Origin of the sequence: Rahnella sp. PD12R (genome assembly GCF_019200965.1) — a bacterium.
In the GTDB taxonomy this organism is placed as follows: Bacteria; Pseudomonadota; Gammaproteobacteria; order Enterobacterales; family Enterobacteriaceae; genus Rahnella; species Rahnella laticis.
On record NZ_JAHTMS010000011.1, the window covers coordinates 77,308 to 93,795 of the forward strand.

Genomic DNA, 16,488 nt, shown 5'->3' on the forward strand with positions numbered 1-16,488 from the left:
CGTGAATATTCCAGATGAAGGGATTTCGGCAGACGTTTTATCGACATTTTGTGAAATTAGAATCATAAAAAAACCGGCTCAGGGAGCTGATGCCGGTTTTAGTGCCAGAAAGGCGTGAGAGATCGTCTGTGTCAGTTCCCGTCGCGACGCCAGGCATCGGCAGTTAATGCCTCACCAAAATGGCTGGAGATGAGCCGTTTGGTAAGGTCATGAAGCGGTGCTGCGAGCACTTCCGCCGTGTTTCCCCGCTCAACCACTTCGCCTTCGTGCATCACCAGCACCTGATCGCTGATGTGTTTCATCATGCCCAAATGTTGCGTCACGTAAATATAGGAAATACCCTGCTTTTCCTGCAATTCGAGCATCATGTTGATGATTTGTGAGCGCATGGACATATCAAGCGACGCCAGTGCTTCATCGGCAACAATCACTTTCGGTTGCAGGATTAAAGCACGCGCCAGTGCGACACGCTGCTTTTGCCCGGAGGCCAGCATATGCGGGTAATAAAACGCGTGATCCGGCAACATGCCCACCAGCCGCAAAGTCTGGTTGATACGTTGTTCGCGCTGCTGGGCATCCATCTCGCTGTTGAGGCGAAGCGGTGCTTCAAGCAACTGACCGATGCGCTGACGCGGGTTCAGCGACGTACTCGGATCCTGAAAAATCATGCGGATTTGCTGGCTGCGGTAGCGGTAATCGCGAAACTCCAGCGGATGTTCATCAATCAGGATTTCACCGCCGCTCGGTTCAACCATGCCTGACAGCATCTTCGCCAGCGTGGATTTCCCCGAACCGTTCTCACCAATAATCGCCAGCGTCTGTTTCTCACGCAACGTAAAGCTGACAGGCTTCACGGCATCGAGATCCATCTTGCGGAACAGGCCGGTGCGATAACGGAATGTTTTGCTCAGGTTGCGGACTTCAAGCAAGGTCTCGCCCATTATTGCTCCTCCATATTCAGCGGAAAGTGGCAGGCAAATGCATGCGTTTTTGCCAGGCGGAGGCGCGGTGTTTCAATGCATTTTTTCTGCGCATAAGGGCAGCGTGGCCCCAGACGGCAGCCAATCGGCAAATGTTCCAGAGAAGGAATGGCACCCGGCAGCGTATTCAGGCGGCTTTTATGCGGCAGCGAACGGCCAAAGTCCGGCATCGCGCGGATCAGCGCCTGCGTGTAAGGATGATGCGGTGCAGCCAGCAAGTCTTCGCACACGGCACTTTCCACGGTTTGTCCGCAATACAGTACGTTAATGCGGTTGGCCCATTTGCTCATCATTTGCAGGTCGTGGCTGATAAGCAAAATGGTGGTGTTATTGTTCTGATTAAGCCGCGCCAGAAGGCGAAAAATCTGCGCCTGTGTGGTCGGTTCCATGGCGTTGGTCGGTTCATCCGCAATCAGCAAACGCGGCTGATTGGCCAGCGCGATGGCAATCATCACTTTCTGACATTCGCCTTCGGTCAGCTCATACGGATAGCTGGCCATAATGTCTTTATGATCTTTAATCCCGACACGGTGCAGCAGCTCAATGGCGCGTTTTTTACGCCATTTCCAGCGCTGATACCAGCGGCCTTTGTATGTCCAGCCGGGAATGGCCTGAATCAGCTGACGGCCAATGTTTTCGGAAGGATCCAGACAGGACTGCGGTTCCTGAAAAATCATCGACACGTTCTGCCCGACCAGCTTGCGCCGTTCGCGCGGGGACAGCGTCAGCAAATCAATATCATCAAAACGCATCCGGTCAGCGGTGACGCGCCAGTTGTCTTTGGTCACGCCGCAGATGGCTTTGGCAATCAGGCTTTTGCCTGAGCCGGATTCGCCCACCAGCCCGCGAACTTCGCCGGCGTTAAGCGTAATGCTCACGCGATCGACAGCTTTTACCGGGCCGTCAGCGGTCATAAATTCGATTGTCAGGTTACGGATATCAAGTAACGGCATTATTCCACCCCTGCATTAATCGCCCGGCGCACACCATCACCCAGCAGGTTGATCAGCAGCACGCTGACAAGGATTGCGGCACCCGGCAGCATCACCGTCCAGGGCGCGACGTAAACCAGCTCCAGCGAATCACCGAGCATGGCTCCCCATTCCGGTGACGGAAGCTGCGCGCCTAAATCCAGAAAACCTAATGCCGCAATATCCAGAATGGCCATCGACAGCGCGCGGGTAAATTCCGTTGCCAGTACGGCCACAATGTTTGGCAGCACCGCGTAACGCAGGATTTGCCAGGTTGATGCACCGTCCAGACGCACGGCTACCACGTACTCTTTTTCCAGTTCGTCATGCACGGCGCTGTAAATCGTACGGGAAATACGCGGCAACAGCGCCAGCCAGACGGCCAGCATTGCGTGTTCAAGTTTCGGGCCAATAAAGGCCACGACCACAATCGCCAGCAGCAGGGAGGGGATGGACAGCAGCGTATCGAGAATATGGTTGAGGATCGCTGATTTCAGCCCGCGCGTAATGCCCGCCAGCACGCCGATAATCACGCCGCACAGCGACGCCGCGAGGGTAATCACCAGTGCACCGCCGATGGTCGGTGCCGCGCCGGTTAACATCCGGCTGAGTAAATCGCGGCCTAAATCGTCGGTACCGAGGAAGAATGAAACATTCCCGTAGCGCGACCACGACGGCGGCAGCAACTGGTAGCCGAGGAATTGCTGATCAAGCGCATACGGCGCCAGCAGATGACCGAAAACACACAGGAACAGCAGCCCCAGCACGCCGTAGAAGCCGATCATCGACAGCGTATCGCGATAGAAAATCCCCCACGTATGACGCAGCGGGCTGGGAACCTGTTTTTCACGGTATACGTTATCGAAGGGCATACCATTCCTTATGTTTCAATGGATTCATCAGGGCACCGAGAATGTCTGAAAGCACGTTGACGACTATCACCAGCGAGCCCACTACCATCACACCGGCGGAAATCGCGGCGTAATCTTGCTGGCGGATCGCGTTGATCAGCCAGCGGCCAATGCCCGGCCAGTTAAAAACCACTTCCGTGATCATCGCCAGCGTCAGCATGGTGGAAAATTGCAGACCCAGTTTTGGGATAATCGGCGGCAGCGCATTGTGTAAAACATGACGGCGGATAATGGTAAAGCGCGACAGACCGCGGGTTGCAGCGGCTTTCACGTAGTTTTTCGCCAGAACATCATCAGTGGAAATCCGCATCAGGCGGATCACTTCCGTGGTCGGCGCAACGGCCAGCGCGGCAATCGGCAAAATCATGTGGCGGATGGCGCTGATGATCATCTCGTGGCGGTACGGCGAATGCGAAAGCCAGGCATCGACCAGCGTCAGGCCGGTCACAGTTTTCAGCTGATACAACAAATCAAGGCGACCAGAAACCGGCAGCCAGCCGAGCTGTAATGAGAAGAACAGCATCAGCAGAACGGCCAGCCAGAAAACAGGGATGGAAAAACCGAGCAGCGCCAGGCTGCTGATGGCCACATCCGGCCATTTTCCGCGCATTACGCCCGCCAGAATCCCCAGCGGGATCCCGACGAACAGCGCCAGCGCAAAGGCCAGAACGCACAGCTCCATGGTGGCCGGGAATACCGCTTTCAGCTGATAAGTAATGCTTTCGCCGTTGATGCTCGAGACGCCAAAATCAAACTGGCACAGCCCCATGAAATAAAAGCGATAAGCATCCCACAAAGATGCACCGCGCAGCGGCGCATTCGGCGTGAAATAGCTCAGGCTGAACGCTACCAGACTGAGGAAAAACAGCGTGACCAGCAGCAACAAAATGCGGCGTAACGTGAAGATAATCATGGTGCTTTCCTTCCTTCGTCATCACGGAAGACGCCTGCGAATGAAGAGTTGCCGAACGGACTCAGAACCAGCCCTTTGATGTCGTAACGGTAAGCCTGAAGACGCAGCGAGGAAGCCAGCGGCAGCACCGGTAATTCCTGTTCGAGGATTTTTTGTGCCTGCTGATAAAACTCAATGCGCTGGGAAAGCTGCTGTGACAACAGGCCCTGACGCAGTAATTCATCAAACGCCGGATCACACCAGTGAGCATAGTTGGTCTGTGAATGAATCGCTGCACAACTGAGCATCGGGCGGAAGAAACTGTCCGGGTCATTACTGTCCGTCGACCAGCCGGTCAGCGTCAGGTCATGGTTCATCTCCATCAGCTTGGCTTCCTGGAAACGGCCTTCAACCGGCACAATCGTCACTTTAATCCCCACCTGCGCTAAATCCGCCTGAATAAGTTCAGCGGTTTTCAGCGGGCTCGGGTTAAACGACTGCGACGCCGTCGGCACCCACAGATGCAGATTCAGTTTTTCCTGCCCGAGATCTTTGAGGATTTGTCTGGCTTTGGCCGGATTGTATTCCGTCACCTGCGCATTGCTGTCATACGCCCACGAGGCGCGCGGCAAAATGGACGCCGCCGTTTCTGCCGTGCCGTAGTAAATCGACTGCATCAGACGCTGGTTATTAATAGAAAGCGCCACGGCCTGACGGATACGCGGATCGTTAAGCGGCGCTTTATTGGTATTAAACGCCAGATAGGCAACATTCATGCCCGGACGCAGGGAAAGACGCAGACGCGGATCTTCACGCAAAATCGACAGCTGGCTGGCCGCCGGATACGCCAGAACATCGCACTCACCGGTGAGCAATTTAGATAAACGTCCTGTGCCGCCGACGCCCATGTCGATCACAATCTGCGCCATGCGCGGCGTGCCTTTCCAGTATTGCCCGTTGCGTTCAAGACGCACGTACTGGCCGGTGCGGTATTCGCCCAGCTGGAACGGGCCGGTGCCGACGGGCTGACGGTCTATTTCTTCTTCATTGCCTGATTTCGTCAGACTGGCTGCATATTCAGCGGAAAGTACCGGCGCGTAATGGGTCGCCAGATGCCAGAGGAAAGAGGCATCGGGATTGTTCAGGCGAAACTCGACTGTGTAGTCATCGAGCTTTTTGATGCTTTTCACCGTTTTGGCAAACTGCAAACTGTCGAAATACGGGTACTCTTCGCCGTTAACGCCGTGGAAATGATTATTCGGATCAATGATGCGTTGGAAGCTGAACACCACGTCATCGGCGTTCATTTTACGTGAAGGTGCAAACCCGCTGGTTTTCTGAAAAGGCACATCTTTGCGCAGATGGAAACGGTAGGTTGCGCCGTCGTCGAGCACTTCCCAGCTTTGCGCCAGTTCAGGGATCAGGCGATAGGTATACGGGTCAACGTCCAGCAGACGGTCGTAAAGCTGTGCAGCGAGCGTATCAATAATCAGCCCGCTGCTGGCTTTTTGCGGATTGAAGGTATTGACCATGCCGTTGACGCAATAGACAAAGCCGCTCTGGCGAATATCTTTGACTGGCGCGCTGGCCACCGTCGGGCTGGCATGTGTTGGAGCAGTCTCAGCAAAAACTGCTGTGGACAAACTGCTCAGTAAAAGCATCCACAAAGTTAGACGACGCATAAAGGCTTCAAAGTTAAGGTGCAATGCCTTAAGTGTACCGTACTCTGCGAGGTACCCCAATCCATTGCACAAAACAGGGTGAAATCCTGCGGCACTTCGCGCAGATTTTATCCGTTCCTTCAGAAAACTCTTGAAATCGCGCTGGCATTGTTATGTTATATTATAACAATAATTGCAGGCGAAGTATTTTGCCTGCGCGGTCTTCTGATTCGAGGTTAACTATGTCTTTACTGCCCGTCACCGTGCTTTCCGGCTTTCTGGGCGCGGGGAAAACTACCGTGCTGAACCACATTCTGAACAACCGTGAGGGCATGCGCGTAGCGGTGATCGTCAATGATATGAGCGAAGTCAATATTGATGCGGCGCTGGTCGCTAACGAAATTACGCTCGACCGCCAGCAGGAAAAACTGGTGGAAATGAGCAACGGCTGCATCTGCTGCACGTTGCGGGAAGATTTACTGATTTCCGTGCGCGAACTGGCACAGGCGGGGCGGTTTGATTATCTGCTGATTGAATCGAGCGGTATCTCAGAGCCGCTGCCCGTGGCGGAAACCTTTACGTTTGAAGATGAAAACGGCGAAAGCCTTTCACAATTTGCGCGGCTGGATACGCTGGTCACCGTCGTGGATGGCGTCAATTTTATGCAGCAATATCAGGAAGCCCGCAGCGTTCAGGAGGCGGGTGAAAGTCTGGGCGAGGACGACGCGCGCAGCGTGACCGATCTCCTGATTGACCAGATTGAATTTTGTAACGTCTTACTGGTAAGCAAAACGGATCTGCTCGACAGCCAGCAGCAGCGTGAAGTGATTGCTTTACTGAAAAGCCTGAACCCGGCAGCGCAAATCATTCCTATATCACCGGGCAGTTTGCCGCTGGAAAATGTGCTCAATACCGGCCTTTTTGATTTTGCCAAAGCGCAGCAGGCTCCGGGCTGGCTGAAGGAGCTGCGCGGTGAACATACGCCGGAAACCGAGGAGTACGGCATCAGCAGTTTTGTCTACACCGCGCGCCGGCCGTTTGATCCGGATAAATTTTATCGCGTGGTACACGGCGACTGGGGTGGCGGGACGTTGTTGCGGTCGAAAGGTTTTTTCTGGCTGGCGACGCGCCCGCGTTTTGCCGGGCAGTGGAGCCAGGCGGGCGGGATCGCGCGTTATGGCATGGCGGGGATTTTCTGGCGCGCATTGCCCGAAAATGACTGGCCGCAGGATGAAGAAACCCGCCAGCAAATCATGGAAAAGTGGGTTGAGCCGTTTGGCGATATGCGTCAGGAGCTGGTATTCATCGGCCAGCATCTGGATAAAGAAGAGATTATTCACCGGCTGGATGCATGTCTGCTGAGCGAGCAACAAATGGCTGAAGGGATCGACAGCTGGATGGCGATGGCCGATCCTTTCCCTGAATGGTAGTCCGTAATGTCGGTAAGGTTGTTCAAAAAGTAGCCGTAAAAACAGTGTGGTAATGAGAAATATTCTCAACAAAACACTTTACAGACGATACTGAGAACCATTATCATTCTTTTCACCGGACGAGAGGTGTCCCGCCAGGGGCGTTAATCGCGAGGTACGACATTGCTCACATTGCTTCCAGTATTACTTAGCCAGCTCGGGTGCTGGCTTTTTTTTGCCTGTTATTCAGTCACTTTCCTGCGCATTCACCTGTATTCCGTGCTTTTTCAACATTCCGCGTAATTGATGATACGTCACGTTTAGCAGCTCAGCGGCTTTGCGCTGGTTGAAACGCGCCTGCCGCAACGCCTGCTCAATCAGATTTTTTTCCTGACCGGTGACCCATTGTTTTAAATCCAGCGGCAACGCCGGTAACGAAACACTTTCACGCGGTTCCTCCGGTGCGGAATACGCTGCCCGCTGAGCAAACGGATTCAGAATAATGTTATCCAGCGGAAAATCGCTGGTACCGTGCCGGTACATCGAGCGCTCCACGACGTTTTTCAGTTCGCGGATATTGCCCGGCCAGCGATAGTGCATCAGCGTTTCGCGGGCATGTCCGGTAAAACCGGGGAACAGCGGCAGGGAGAGTTCGCGGCACATCTGGATGGCAAAATGCTCAGCCAGCAACATGATGTCCTGCTGGCGCTCACGCAGCGGCGGAAGCTGAACGACGTCAAACGCCAGACGGTCGAGCAAATCCGCGCGGAATTTTCCGGCGGCGGCCAGTGCCGGAAGATCATCATTCGTCGCGCATACCAGCCGCACATCGACCTGTAACGGCTGGCTGCCGCCGACGCGTTCCAGATGTCCGTATTCGATCACGCGTAATAATTTTTCCTGCACCAGCATCGGCGCGGTTGCCAGTTCGTCGAGAAATAACGTGCCACCGTCTGCCCGTTCAAAGCGTCCGAGATGGCGCTTCTGCGCGCCGGTAAACGCACCGGCTTCGTGGCCGAACAGCTCGGAATCCAGCAGATTTTCATTGAGCGCGGCGCAGTTCAGCGAAATGAACGGCCCCTGCCAGCGCGGTGACAGATAATGCAGACGGTGCGCGATGAGTTCCTTACCGCTGCCGCGTTCACCGGTCACCAGAACCGGTTTATTCAGCTTCGCCAGTTGCGAAACCTGTTCCAGCACTTCGATAAACGCATTGGCTTCGCCGAGTAAATTGTCTGTGTTATCAGGCATGAGGCTTTCCTTGTGTGGTGAAACACACTAACTCTTAGTGAAAATAATCATCTTGGAAATTAAGCATAGCAGAGACGAAAATAAAAAATTCAATTTATTCATGAAGATAATGATTTTAAAAAGTTGGCACGGATCCTGATATAGGTTTATCGCCGCGGATGAAAATTTTCCTGCGGCTTTAACCGGTAAACAATTGGCCGGAAACCAAACAGAATCAAAGAGGAATTTCGATTATGGGTATTTTTTCTCGCTTCGCTGACATCATTAACGCCAACATCAACACCTTGCTGGATAAAGCAGAAGATCCGCAAAAACTGGTTCGTCTGATGATTCAGGAAATGGAAGACACGCTGGTGGAACTGCGTTCAACCTCTGCCCGCGCGCTGGCAGAAAAGAAACAGCTGATCCGCCGCATTGATCAGGGTGAATCCCAGCAGATTGAATGGCAGGACAAAGCCGAACTGGCCCTGCGTAAAGACAAAGACGATCTGGCGCGTGCTGCGCTGATTGAGAAACAGAAATTGTCCGAGCTGGTGGCGACGCTGAAAAACGAAGTGACCGTCGTTGAAGAAACGCTGGATCGCATGAAGTCAGAAATTGGCGAGCTGGAAAGCAAACTGACTGAAACCCGTGCCCGCCAGCAGGCGCTGACGTTACGTCATCAGGCGGCAGCCTCTTCGCGTGACGTTCGTCGTCAGCTCGACAGCGGTAAAATTGATGAAGCGATGGCGCGTTTTGAGCAGTTCGAACGCCGTATCGATCATATGGAAGCAGAAGCGGAAAGCGTCAGTATTGGCAAAAAGAAATCGCTGGATCAGCAGTTTGCTGAGCTGAAAGCCGACGATGAAATCAGCGCGCAAATTGCTGCCCTGAAAGCCAAAATGAACGGTAATCAGGACGCGTAATATTCCGGTAAACCTGCCTGTCCGCAGGCAGGTTATGCGGGGTTAACGCACCCATAAGACTCATCAGAATTAAGGATAAATAATGAGCTTCCTGTTTTTAGCAATTCCGCTGACTATTTTTGTTTTATTCGTGGCGCCTGTCTGGTTATGGCTTCACTACAGCAACCGCCAGCAAAATGGCAGTCAGCTCAGTCAGCATGAGATACAAAATCTCTCGAACCTGACACATGAAGCGCAGCGCATGCGCGAACGTATTCAGGCGCTGGAAGAAATTCTGGACGCCGAGCATCCGGGCTGGAGGCAATCATAATGGCGACGCGTTTGTCTGAGAAAAAACTCTACCGCGTGCCGGAAGAGGGCGTGGTGAAGGGCGTGCTGGCCGGGCTTTCGCACTATCTCGGCGTACCGGTCAAACTTCTGCGCATCATGGCGGTGTTGTCGGTGTTTTTTGGCCTGTTCATGTTCACGCTGGTGGCTTACATCATTCTGAGTTACGTGCTCGATCCGGTTCCGGCCAGCGAATATGACGAAGAGACCGCGCCATCGCCGCGCAGTTTACTCGAAGAAGCCGATCGCGAGCTGAAAGCCAGCGAGCAGCGTTTGCGGCAGGTTGAACGTTACGTCACCTCAGAAACTTTTGGCGTACGCAGCCGCTTCCGCCAGCTTTAGCCTGATTCTTCGCTACGCCTCTGGCCGCCGGACAACGCTCCGGCTGCTATTTTTCCCCTCACGTCCGCTTAAGGAAACCTTATGGCCCGTTACCTGAATTCCCCGCTGCCGGGTAAGAGCAGCTGGTTTTCCAAAATTCTCAGCGTGGTCATCACGCTGGCGCTGACCTTTGGCCCGGCCGGGCTGGCAGCGCGTGTGCTGGGCGTGGTGGGAAAAGGCCCACTCAGGTACGTTTTGGCACTACTATTAGAACCGTTATTTAAACGAATTTTGACCGCGCTGTTTGGGCGCTACGCCAGGGAGAGCAATGAAAAGACTACAAAACGAGTTTAATTCACTGATCAATCGCGGGATGGACAGGCATCTGCGGCTGGCCGTCACCGGTTTAAGCCGCAGCGGAAAAACAGCCTTTATCACCGCATTCGTTAACCAGCTTCTACACATGCACAGCGGCGCACGTTTGCCGCTGTTTTCGGCTGCGCGGGAAGAACGCCTGCTCGGCGTAAAGCGCGTTCCTCAGCGTGATCTGGGCGTGTCGCGCTTTGCTTATGATGAAGGCCTGGCGTCACTTTACGGCACGCCACCTGCGTGGCCGACGCCAACGCGCGGTGTCAGTGAAATCCGGCTGGCACTGCGTTACCGCTCCAATGATTCCCTGCTTCGCCACTTCAAAGACACCTCGACGCTATATCTTGAAATTGTCGATTATCCGGGCGAATGGCTGCTGGATTTGCCGATGCTGGAGCAAAATTATCTCGACTGGTCGCGCCAGATGGCGGGGCTGTTACAGGGCGATCGCGCTGAATGGGCGAAGCCCTGGCTGGAACTGTGCCAGCAATGCGACCCGCTGGCACCCGCCGATGAAAATCTGCTGGGCGCGATTGCGCAGGCGTATACCGATTACCTGATCCGCTGCAAAACCGAAGGCCTGCACTTCATTCAGCCGGGGCGTTTTGTTCTGCCGGGCGATTTAGCCGGTGCGCCCGCATTGCAGTTTTTCCCGTGGCCGGAAATGCATCAGTACAGCGACGCACAGCTGGCGCAGGCAGATAAAAACAGCAATCTCGGCATGCTGCGCGCGCGGTTTGAGTATTACTGCCAGAATATTGTGAAAGGTTTCTACAAAGAACACTTTGTCCGCTTTGACCGCCAGATTGTGCTGGTGGATTGCCTGCAACCGCTCAACAGCGGGCCGCAGGCGTTTAACGATATGCGTCTGGCGCTGACGCAGCTGATGCAAAGTTTCCACTACGGTAAACGCACGCTGTTCCGCCGCCTGTTTAATCCGTGCATCGATAAACTGATGTTTGCGGCCACCAAAGCTGACCACATCACCGGCGATCAGCATGCGAACCTGGTTTCGCTGTTGCAGCAACTGGTGCAGGAAGCCTGGCAAAATGCGGCCTTTGAAGGCATCAGCATGGACTGCGCTGGCCTGGCTTCCGTTCAGGCGACCGAAACCGGCATGGTGGAATACCAGGGGCAAAGTCTGCCAGCGCTGAAAGGCCACCGTTTACAGGATGGCGCGCCGCTGACGGTGTTTCCCGGCGAAGTGCCTGCACGTTTGCCGGGCGCAGCGTTCTGGCAAAAACAGGGTTTTCATTTTGACGAGTTTCGTCCGCGCGAAATGAGCGTGGACACGCCGTTGCCGCACATCCGTCTGGATGCGGTGATGGAGTTTTTACTGGGAGATAAAATGCGATGAGCGAACCGATAAAACCGCGTATCGATTTTGAAACGGAATTAAAAGCGCCTGCGGATCCGGTGATCAAACCGGCGCTGGCCTTTGACGAAATGATTTCAGAACGTTTTATTCCGGTGACCGCCGAAACCGACGAACAGCAGGAAGAGGGCGAAGCCGAAGCGGTACTCAGCCGTGCGCTCAAACCGCGCCGCAGTTTATGGGGCAAAATTGTGCGTCTTGGCGTTGCGGTGCTGGGTATCAGCGTCGTGGCGCAGGGCGTGCAATGGGTGCATCAGGCGTGGGTTCAGCAGGATTGGGTGGCGCTCGGCGCCTGCACGGCGGGCGGCCTGATTATTGTTGCGGGCGTGGGTTCCGTGGCAACTGAATGGCGTCGCCTGTACCGGCTGCGTCAGCGCGCTGATGAACGTGATGTGGCGCGGGATTTACTGCACAGCCACGGGCTGGGGCAGGGGCGTGCATTCTGTGAGAAACTGGCCGCGCAGGCCGGGCTGGACAACAGCCACCCGGCATTGCAACGCTGGCAGGCGTCACTCCATGAAACGCAAAACGACCGCGAAGTGGTCGAGCTTTATGCCCGCTTAGTCCAGCCGGTTCTGGATGCGCAGGCGCGCCGTGAAATCAGCCATTCCGCCGCGGAATCTGCGCTGATGATCGCCGTCAGCCCGCTGGCGCTGGTGGATATGGCCTTCATCGCCTGGCGAAACCTGCGTCTGGTGAACCGCATCGCGGTGCTTTACGGCATCGAACTGGGTTATTACAGCCGCATCCGGTTATTCCGTCTGGTGCTGCTGAATATGGCATTTGCCGGCGCGTCCGAACTGGTACGCGAAGTGGGCATGGACTGGATGTCGCAGGATCTGGCGGCGCGCCTTTCTGCCCGTGCTGCGCAAGGTATCGGAGCCGGTTTGCTGACCGCGCGTCTGGGTATCAAAACCATGGAACTGTGCCGTCCGCTGCCGTGGCTGGAAGGTGACAAACCTAAACTCGGCGATTTCCGTAAGGAACTGGTCGGTAAGCTGAAAAACAGCATGGTGAAAACGGATAAAACGAAAGCCGGTGTTTAAACGTTAAGATATAAAAAAGCCCCGCGTGAGCGGGGCCTGAATTACGCTGAATAACCTTTAATTACTAGGTCGTCAGATAGTTCTGTGCTTTAGCAAGACCATCGGAAATTTGTGAATACGCCTTGTTCACCGCATTACTGGTGTCACTTACCGCGTCCTGACCAAAGTTTGAGAGGCGATCGGCAACTTTATTGATATCTTCCGACCAACCCGCACCATTAACCATTTCAATATCATGTTCTGTTAATTGTTTCATCTTAGGCCTTCCTTTTAATCTGTTAAAGCAAGTCCCCGAAAATCCGGGGGCGATGAAAACATTGAGTAATGCTATGGAGATAATTTCTACGCAATGTCTTCACGGGGATTAAGCCTAGAGCACCACGACTGAAATTAGACTAGGAATAATCTCCTAAGTGAAATGTCGAGTTTAACCTGTTGTTTTAAAGGCTAATTAATAGTTAATAAAATCTGAATAATTTATTTTCCGGACAAAAATTAATCTTATTCACTTTGGGTATTATTAATTCCGGGTGATTGATGCAATGTCTTCCGATGATATTGAGTGGTGACAATTTCATCATGAAAATAAAGGATTATCCTGTTTCAGAGTAATCGCGGTGGCAGGCCGTTTTCTGGCTGCTATCTTTTTGGGATTCTGTTTTTCCGGATCACAAAATATGCTCTTTCGCAAAGAGGTGAATGATCATCAGCAAAACCACTGGACGGGTAAGGCTTTATTACTCGCTGGGTGGCCTTTATGGATTGTGACTTCACTGACGGCCATTTTTATATTGGCTCTACTGATATTCCTAATCTTCGCAAACTACACCCGACGAATTAATGTCAGCGGTGAAATTATTACTCAGCCGCACAGCATCAATTTATTCAGCCCGGAACAGGGCGTGGTTACCGGTTTGTATGTTGATACCGGCAAACCGGTGAAAAAAGGCCAGCCGCTGTATGAAATCGACGTCAGCCGGGTGACGCAGGCGGGGAATGTCAGCACCACCACGCTGGCTGCCATTAAAAAACAACGTGAGCAAATTGACGCCATTATTGTGCAGCTTCAGCACAATAAGCAGGAAACGCTGGAAAACCTGCAACAGCAGCTCGACCAGTATCAGAAGGCGCATCAGGTGTCACAAAGCATGGTGGATTCCGCGCAGGAAGGGCTGGACGCCATGAAAAAAAGCATGCAGAACTACGGCGCGTACCAGAAGAAAGGGCTGATCAATACCGACCAGCTGAACAACCAGCGATACCTGTTCTATCAGCAACAAACCTCGTTTCAGAGCCTCAACACGCAGGCAATTCAGGAAGCCTTACAGATAACCAACCTGCGCAGCGAGCTGGTCACCCGCGCGGCTGAATTTGATAACCAGATTTCGCAATATGGTTATCAGCGTAACGATCTGGAACGCCAGCTGGCGCAGGCCGATGCAAAAGGTTCTTTGCTAATTACCGCGCCGACTTCCGGCAAGATTTCCTCGCTGAGCGTCACGCCGGGTCAGATGGTTAATGCCGGTGACAGCCTGGCGCAGCTGGTGCCTGCTAAAAATTCCCCGTTCTTCCTGGTCGCGTGGCTGCCGAATGAAAGCGTGCCTTACGTGAAAGCCGGTGAACATATCAACATCCGCTACGAAGCCTATCCGTTTGAAAAATATGGCCAGTTCCCCGGCAAGGTCGAATCGATCTCTTCTGCACCCGTTTCCGGACAGGAACTGAATACCTACGCCAGCGCGCCGCGCACGGCCAACGGTACGGTCAGCGGGCCCTATTACAAAGTGATTGTTTCACTGGATAAAAAAGCCATGAACTGGCACGGCGAAACGCTGAACTTATCCAGCGGCATGAAAGCCGAATCAACCTTATTCCTGGAGAAAAGGCCGCTGTATCAGTGGATGTTGTCTCCGTATTACAGCATGAAGAAAAGCGTGGTGGGGCCAATCAATGAATCTCGATAACGTACGCGAGCTGGCTGACCGCCTGCATTTCAGCTGGCGCCACCGGGTGCCGCAAATTATTCAGACCGAAGCCGCCGAATGCGGGCTGGCCTGTCTGGCGATGGTGTGCGGCTATCACGGCAAACACGTTGATTTGCAAAGCCTGCGTCAGCGCTATGGCATTTCGTCGCGTGGCGCAACGCTGCGCACACTGATGGATATTGCCACCGCCAATGAACTGAAATCCCGCGCGCTGAAGCTGGACATCGACGAACTGAATGCCCTGAAAACGCCGTGCATTTTGCACTGGGATCTCAACCATTTCGTGGTGCTGGTTGGCGTGAAACAGGGCAAGGTGATTATTCATGACCCGGCATTCGGGCGGCGTTCGCTGGGTATGCGCGAAGTGTCGGAGCACTTCACCGGCGTCGCGCTGGAGCTGTGGCCGGACAACGGTTTCACCAGCGAAAAACCGCGCGTCCGGCTGGACTTGCGCAAAATGATGGGCAACGTCAGCGGCCTGATGCCGGCGCTGACCAAGATTTTCTGCCTGTCACTGATGATTGAATCGGTCAACCTGCTGCTGCCGGTCGGGATGCAGCTGGTGATGGACCACGTGATCCCGGCGAAAGATCCGGATCTGCTGACGCTGATTTGCCTCGGTTTGCTGTTCTTCATTATTTTCCGCACCGGCGTCAGTATGTTGCGCGCCTGGACGTCGCTGGTCATGAGCACGCTGATTGACGTGCAGTGGAAAGCGCGGCTGTTTGACCATCTGCTGAAACTGCCGCTTGATTACTTCGAAAAGCGCAAACTTGGCGATATTCAGTCGCGCTTTGCCTCTCTCGATACCTTACGTACCACGCTGACCACCAACGTCGTGAACAGCATTATCGACGGCATTATGTCGGTCGGGCTGATCGTGATGATGGTGCTCTACGGTGGCTGGCTGATTTGGGTGATCCTCGGGTTTACCGCCGTTTACGTGGTGTTCCGCCTTACGACGTACAACGCCTATCGTCAGGTTTCGGAAGAACAAATCGTGAAAGGCGCGCGTGCCGGTTCGCATTTTATGGAAACCCTGTACGGCATCAGCACGCTGAAAGCGCTCGGTTTATCGAAAGCGCGTGCCAACTTCTGGCTCAACCTGAACGTGGATAACGCCAATGCGACGGTGCGTAAAACTAAGTTTGAAATGATGTTCACCGGGGGGAACACGCTGATCGCCACGCTCGACCAGGTCGCGCTGCTGTGGCTGGGCGCAACGCAGGTAATCGACGGGCACATGACGCTCGGGATGTTCGTTGCGTTCAATACCTATCGCGGGCAATTTTCCGAACGCGCGGCGAACCTGCTGAACATGGTGTTACAGCTGCGGATGCTTTCACTGCATCGCGACCGTATCGCGGATATTGCGCTGACGGATACCGAGAAATCCCTGCCGGAGCGCGAGTTGCTGCGGGCGGGCGAAGCGGCGTCGCTGGACGTGCGGGATCTGGTATTTCAGTACGACAGCCTTTCAGCACCGCTGATTAACGGCCTGAACCTGTCGGTGGCGGCGGGGGAAAGTGTGGCGATCACCGGGCCGTCGGGGCAGGGGAAAACCACGCTGATGAAAATTATGACCGGTTTACTCTCACCAACCGAAGGCCGCATCCTGATCAACGGTATGGATATCACCACCGCCGGGCTGAACAATTACCGCAGCTGCATCGCCTGTGTGTTACAGGATGATACGCTTTTCGCCGGTTCTATCGCCGAGAACATCGCCAGCTTTGATGAGGCAAAAGACGAAGAGCGGATCATGGATTGCGCGCGGCGCTGCAACATTCATGACGACATCGAACGGATGCCGATGGGCTATGAAACGCTTATCAGCGAACTGGGCGGCAGCTTGTCCGGCGGCCAGAAACAGCGGCTGCTGATTGCCCGCGCGTTGTATCGCCGTCCGGCCATTTTGTTCCTCGATGAAGCGACCAGCCATCTGGATCTCGACAATGAAGCGCGTATCAATCAGGCGATAAGCGAGCTGGATATCACGCGGATATTTATCGCGCACCGGCCATCGACGATTGCCTCAGCCGATCGTGAGATAAAACTCGGTTAATCCTCACTCCGGCGATCCCC

The 16,488-nt window shown here is 54.2% G+C and carries 16 protein-coding genes; 9 read left to right on the forward strand and 7 right to left on the reverse strand.

What is annotated here, in order from left to right; genetic code table 11:
* Positions 1 to 131: 131 nt before the first annotated feature.
* The 5 genes from sapF to sapA are packed head-to-tail and all read right to left on the reverse strand — an operon-like array spanning position 132 to position 5,436.
* Positions 132 to 941, reverse strand: coding sequence for a putrescine export ABC transporter ATP-binding protein SapF (gene sapF / locus KWG64_RS20050; RefSeq protein ID WP_195814479.1), 810 nt, complete (start codon positions 939 to 941; stop codon positions 132 to 134).
* Positions 941 to 1,933 (reverse strand): putrescine export ABC transporter ATP-binding protein SapD, encoded by a 993-nt coding sequence (gene sapD / locus KWG64_RS20055; protein ID WP_104922501.1) that lies wholly within the window; start codon positions 1,931 to 1,933, stop codon positions 941 to 943. Before sapD ends, sapF begins: the two co-directional genes overlap by 1 nt.
* Entirely contained in the window at positions 1,933 to 2,823 is an 891-nt protein-coding gene (gene sapC, locus KWG64_RS20060; RefSeq protein ID WP_195822959.1) for a putrescine export ABC transporter permease SapC, read from the reverse strand. Before sapC ends, sapD begins: the two co-directional genes overlap by 1 nt.
* The gene (gene sapB, locus KWG64_RS20065) at positions 2,810 to 3,775 is read right to left on the reverse strand and encodes a putrescine export ABC transporter permease SapB (RefSeq protein ID WP_152325752.1); all 966 of its coding nucleotides are present in this window, start codon (positions 3,773 to 3,775) and stop codon (positions 2,810 to 2,812) included. Before sapB ends, sapC begins: the two co-directional genes overlap by 14 nt.
* Positions 3,772 to 5,436 (reverse strand): ABC transporter substrate-binding protein SapA, encoded by a 1,665-nt coding sequence (sapA, locus tag KWG64_RS20070; RefSeq protein WP_218522940.1) that lies wholly within the window; start codon positions 5,434 to 5,436, stop codon positions 3,772 to 3,774. Before sapA ends, sapB begins: the two co-directional genes overlap by 4 nt.
* Before the next feature lie 221 nt (positions 5,437 to 5,657).
* On the opposite strand from sapA, the gene zigA reads away from it, so the two are divergent.
* Complete coding sequence (gene zigA / locus KWG64_RS20075; protein WP_195822962.1) at positions 5,658 to 6,845, forward strand: zinc metallochaperone GTPase ZigA; 1,188 nt, start codon at positions 5,658 to 5,660, stop codon at positions 6,843 to 6,845.
* A gap of 225 nt (positions 6,846 to 7,070) precedes the next feature.
* On the opposite strand, the gene pspF is transcribed toward zigA, so the two are convergent.
* On the reverse strand, positions 7,071 to 8,075 hold the full coding sequence (gene pspF, locus KWG64_RS20080) for a phage shock protein operon transcriptional activator (RefSeq protein WP_218522941.1): 1,005 nt from the start codon (positions 8,073 to 8,075) through the stop codon (positions 7,071 to 7,073).
* A 233-nt stretch (positions 8,076 to 8,308) separates the two neighbouring features.
* On the opposite strand from pspF, the gene pspA reads away from it, so the two are divergent.
* The 6 genes from pspA to KWG64_RS20110 all read left to right on the forward strand — a co-directional run bounded on the left by pspA (position 8,309) and on the right by KWG64_RS20110 (position 12,418).
* Positions 8,309 to 8,980, forward strand: coding sequence for a phage shock protein PspA (pspA, locus tag KWG64_RS20085; protein ID WP_195814485.1), 672 nt, complete (start codon positions 8,309 to 8,311; stop codon positions 8,978 to 8,980).
* Positions 8,981 to 9,062: 82 nt separating this feature from the next.
* On the forward strand, positions 9,063 to 9,290 hold the full coding sequence (pspB, locus tag KWG64_RS20090; protein ID WP_195814486.1) for an envelope stress response membrane protein PspB: 228 nt from the start codon (positions 9,063 to 9,065) through the stop codon (positions 9,288 to 9,290).
* Positions 9,290 to 9,649, forward strand: coding sequence for an envelope stress response membrane protein PspC (gene pspC, locus KWG64_RS20095; RefSeq protein ID WP_101077027.1), 360 nt, complete (start codon positions 9,290 to 9,292; stop codon positions 9,647 to 9,649). The genes pspB and pspC overlap by 1 nt, the downstream gene beginning before the upstream one ends.
* An 81-nt stretch (positions 9,650 to 9,730) precedes the next feature.
* A complete protein-coding gene (locus tag KWG64_RS20100; protein WP_101077026.1) occupies positions 9,731 to 9,982 on the forward strand; it encodes a phage shock protein PspD in 252 nt (83 codons plus the stop codon).
* The gene (locus KWG64_RS20105) at positions 9,957 to 11,354 is read left to right on the forward strand and encodes a YcjX family protein (protein ID WP_195814487.1); all 1,398 of its coding nucleotides are present in this window, start codon (positions 9,957 to 9,959) and stop codon (positions 11,352 to 11,354) included. Before KWG64_RS20100 ends, KWG64_RS20105 begins: the two co-directional genes overlap by 26 nt.
* Positions 11,351 to 12,418, forward strand: a complete 1,068-nt coding sequence (locus KWG64_RS20110; protein ID WP_218522942.1) for a YcjF family protein — start codon at positions 11,351 to 11,353, stop codon at positions 12,416 to 12,418. Before KWG64_RS20105 ends, KWG64_RS20110 begins: the two co-directional genes overlap by 4 nt.
* Before the next feature lie 64 nt (positions 12,419 to 12,482).
* Here KWG64_RS20110 and KWG64_RS20115 read toward each other — a convergent pair whose 3' ends face one another.
* A complete protein-coding gene (locus KWG64_RS20115; protein WP_195814489.1) occupies positions 12,483 to 12,674 on the reverse strand; it encodes a chemotaxis protein in 192 nt (63 codons plus the stop codon).
* A 421-nt stretch (positions 12,675 to 13,095) separates the two neighbouring features.
* On the opposite strand from KWG64_RS20115, the gene KWG64_RS20120 reads away from it, so the two are divergent.
* Entirely contained in the window at positions 13,096 to 14,382 is a 1,287-nt protein-coding gene (locus tag KWG64_RS20120) for an HlyD family secretion protein (protein WP_195814490.1), read from the forward strand.
* Positions 14,369 to 16,468, forward strand: coding sequence for a peptidase domain-containing ABC transporter (locus tag KWG64_RS20125; RefSeq protein WP_195814491.1), 2,100 nt, complete (start codon positions 14,369 to 14,371; stop codon positions 16,466 to 16,468). The genes KWG64_RS20120 and KWG64_RS20125 overlap by 14 nt, the downstream gene beginning before the upstream one ends.
* Positions 16,469 to 16,488 lie beyond the last annotated feature (20 nt).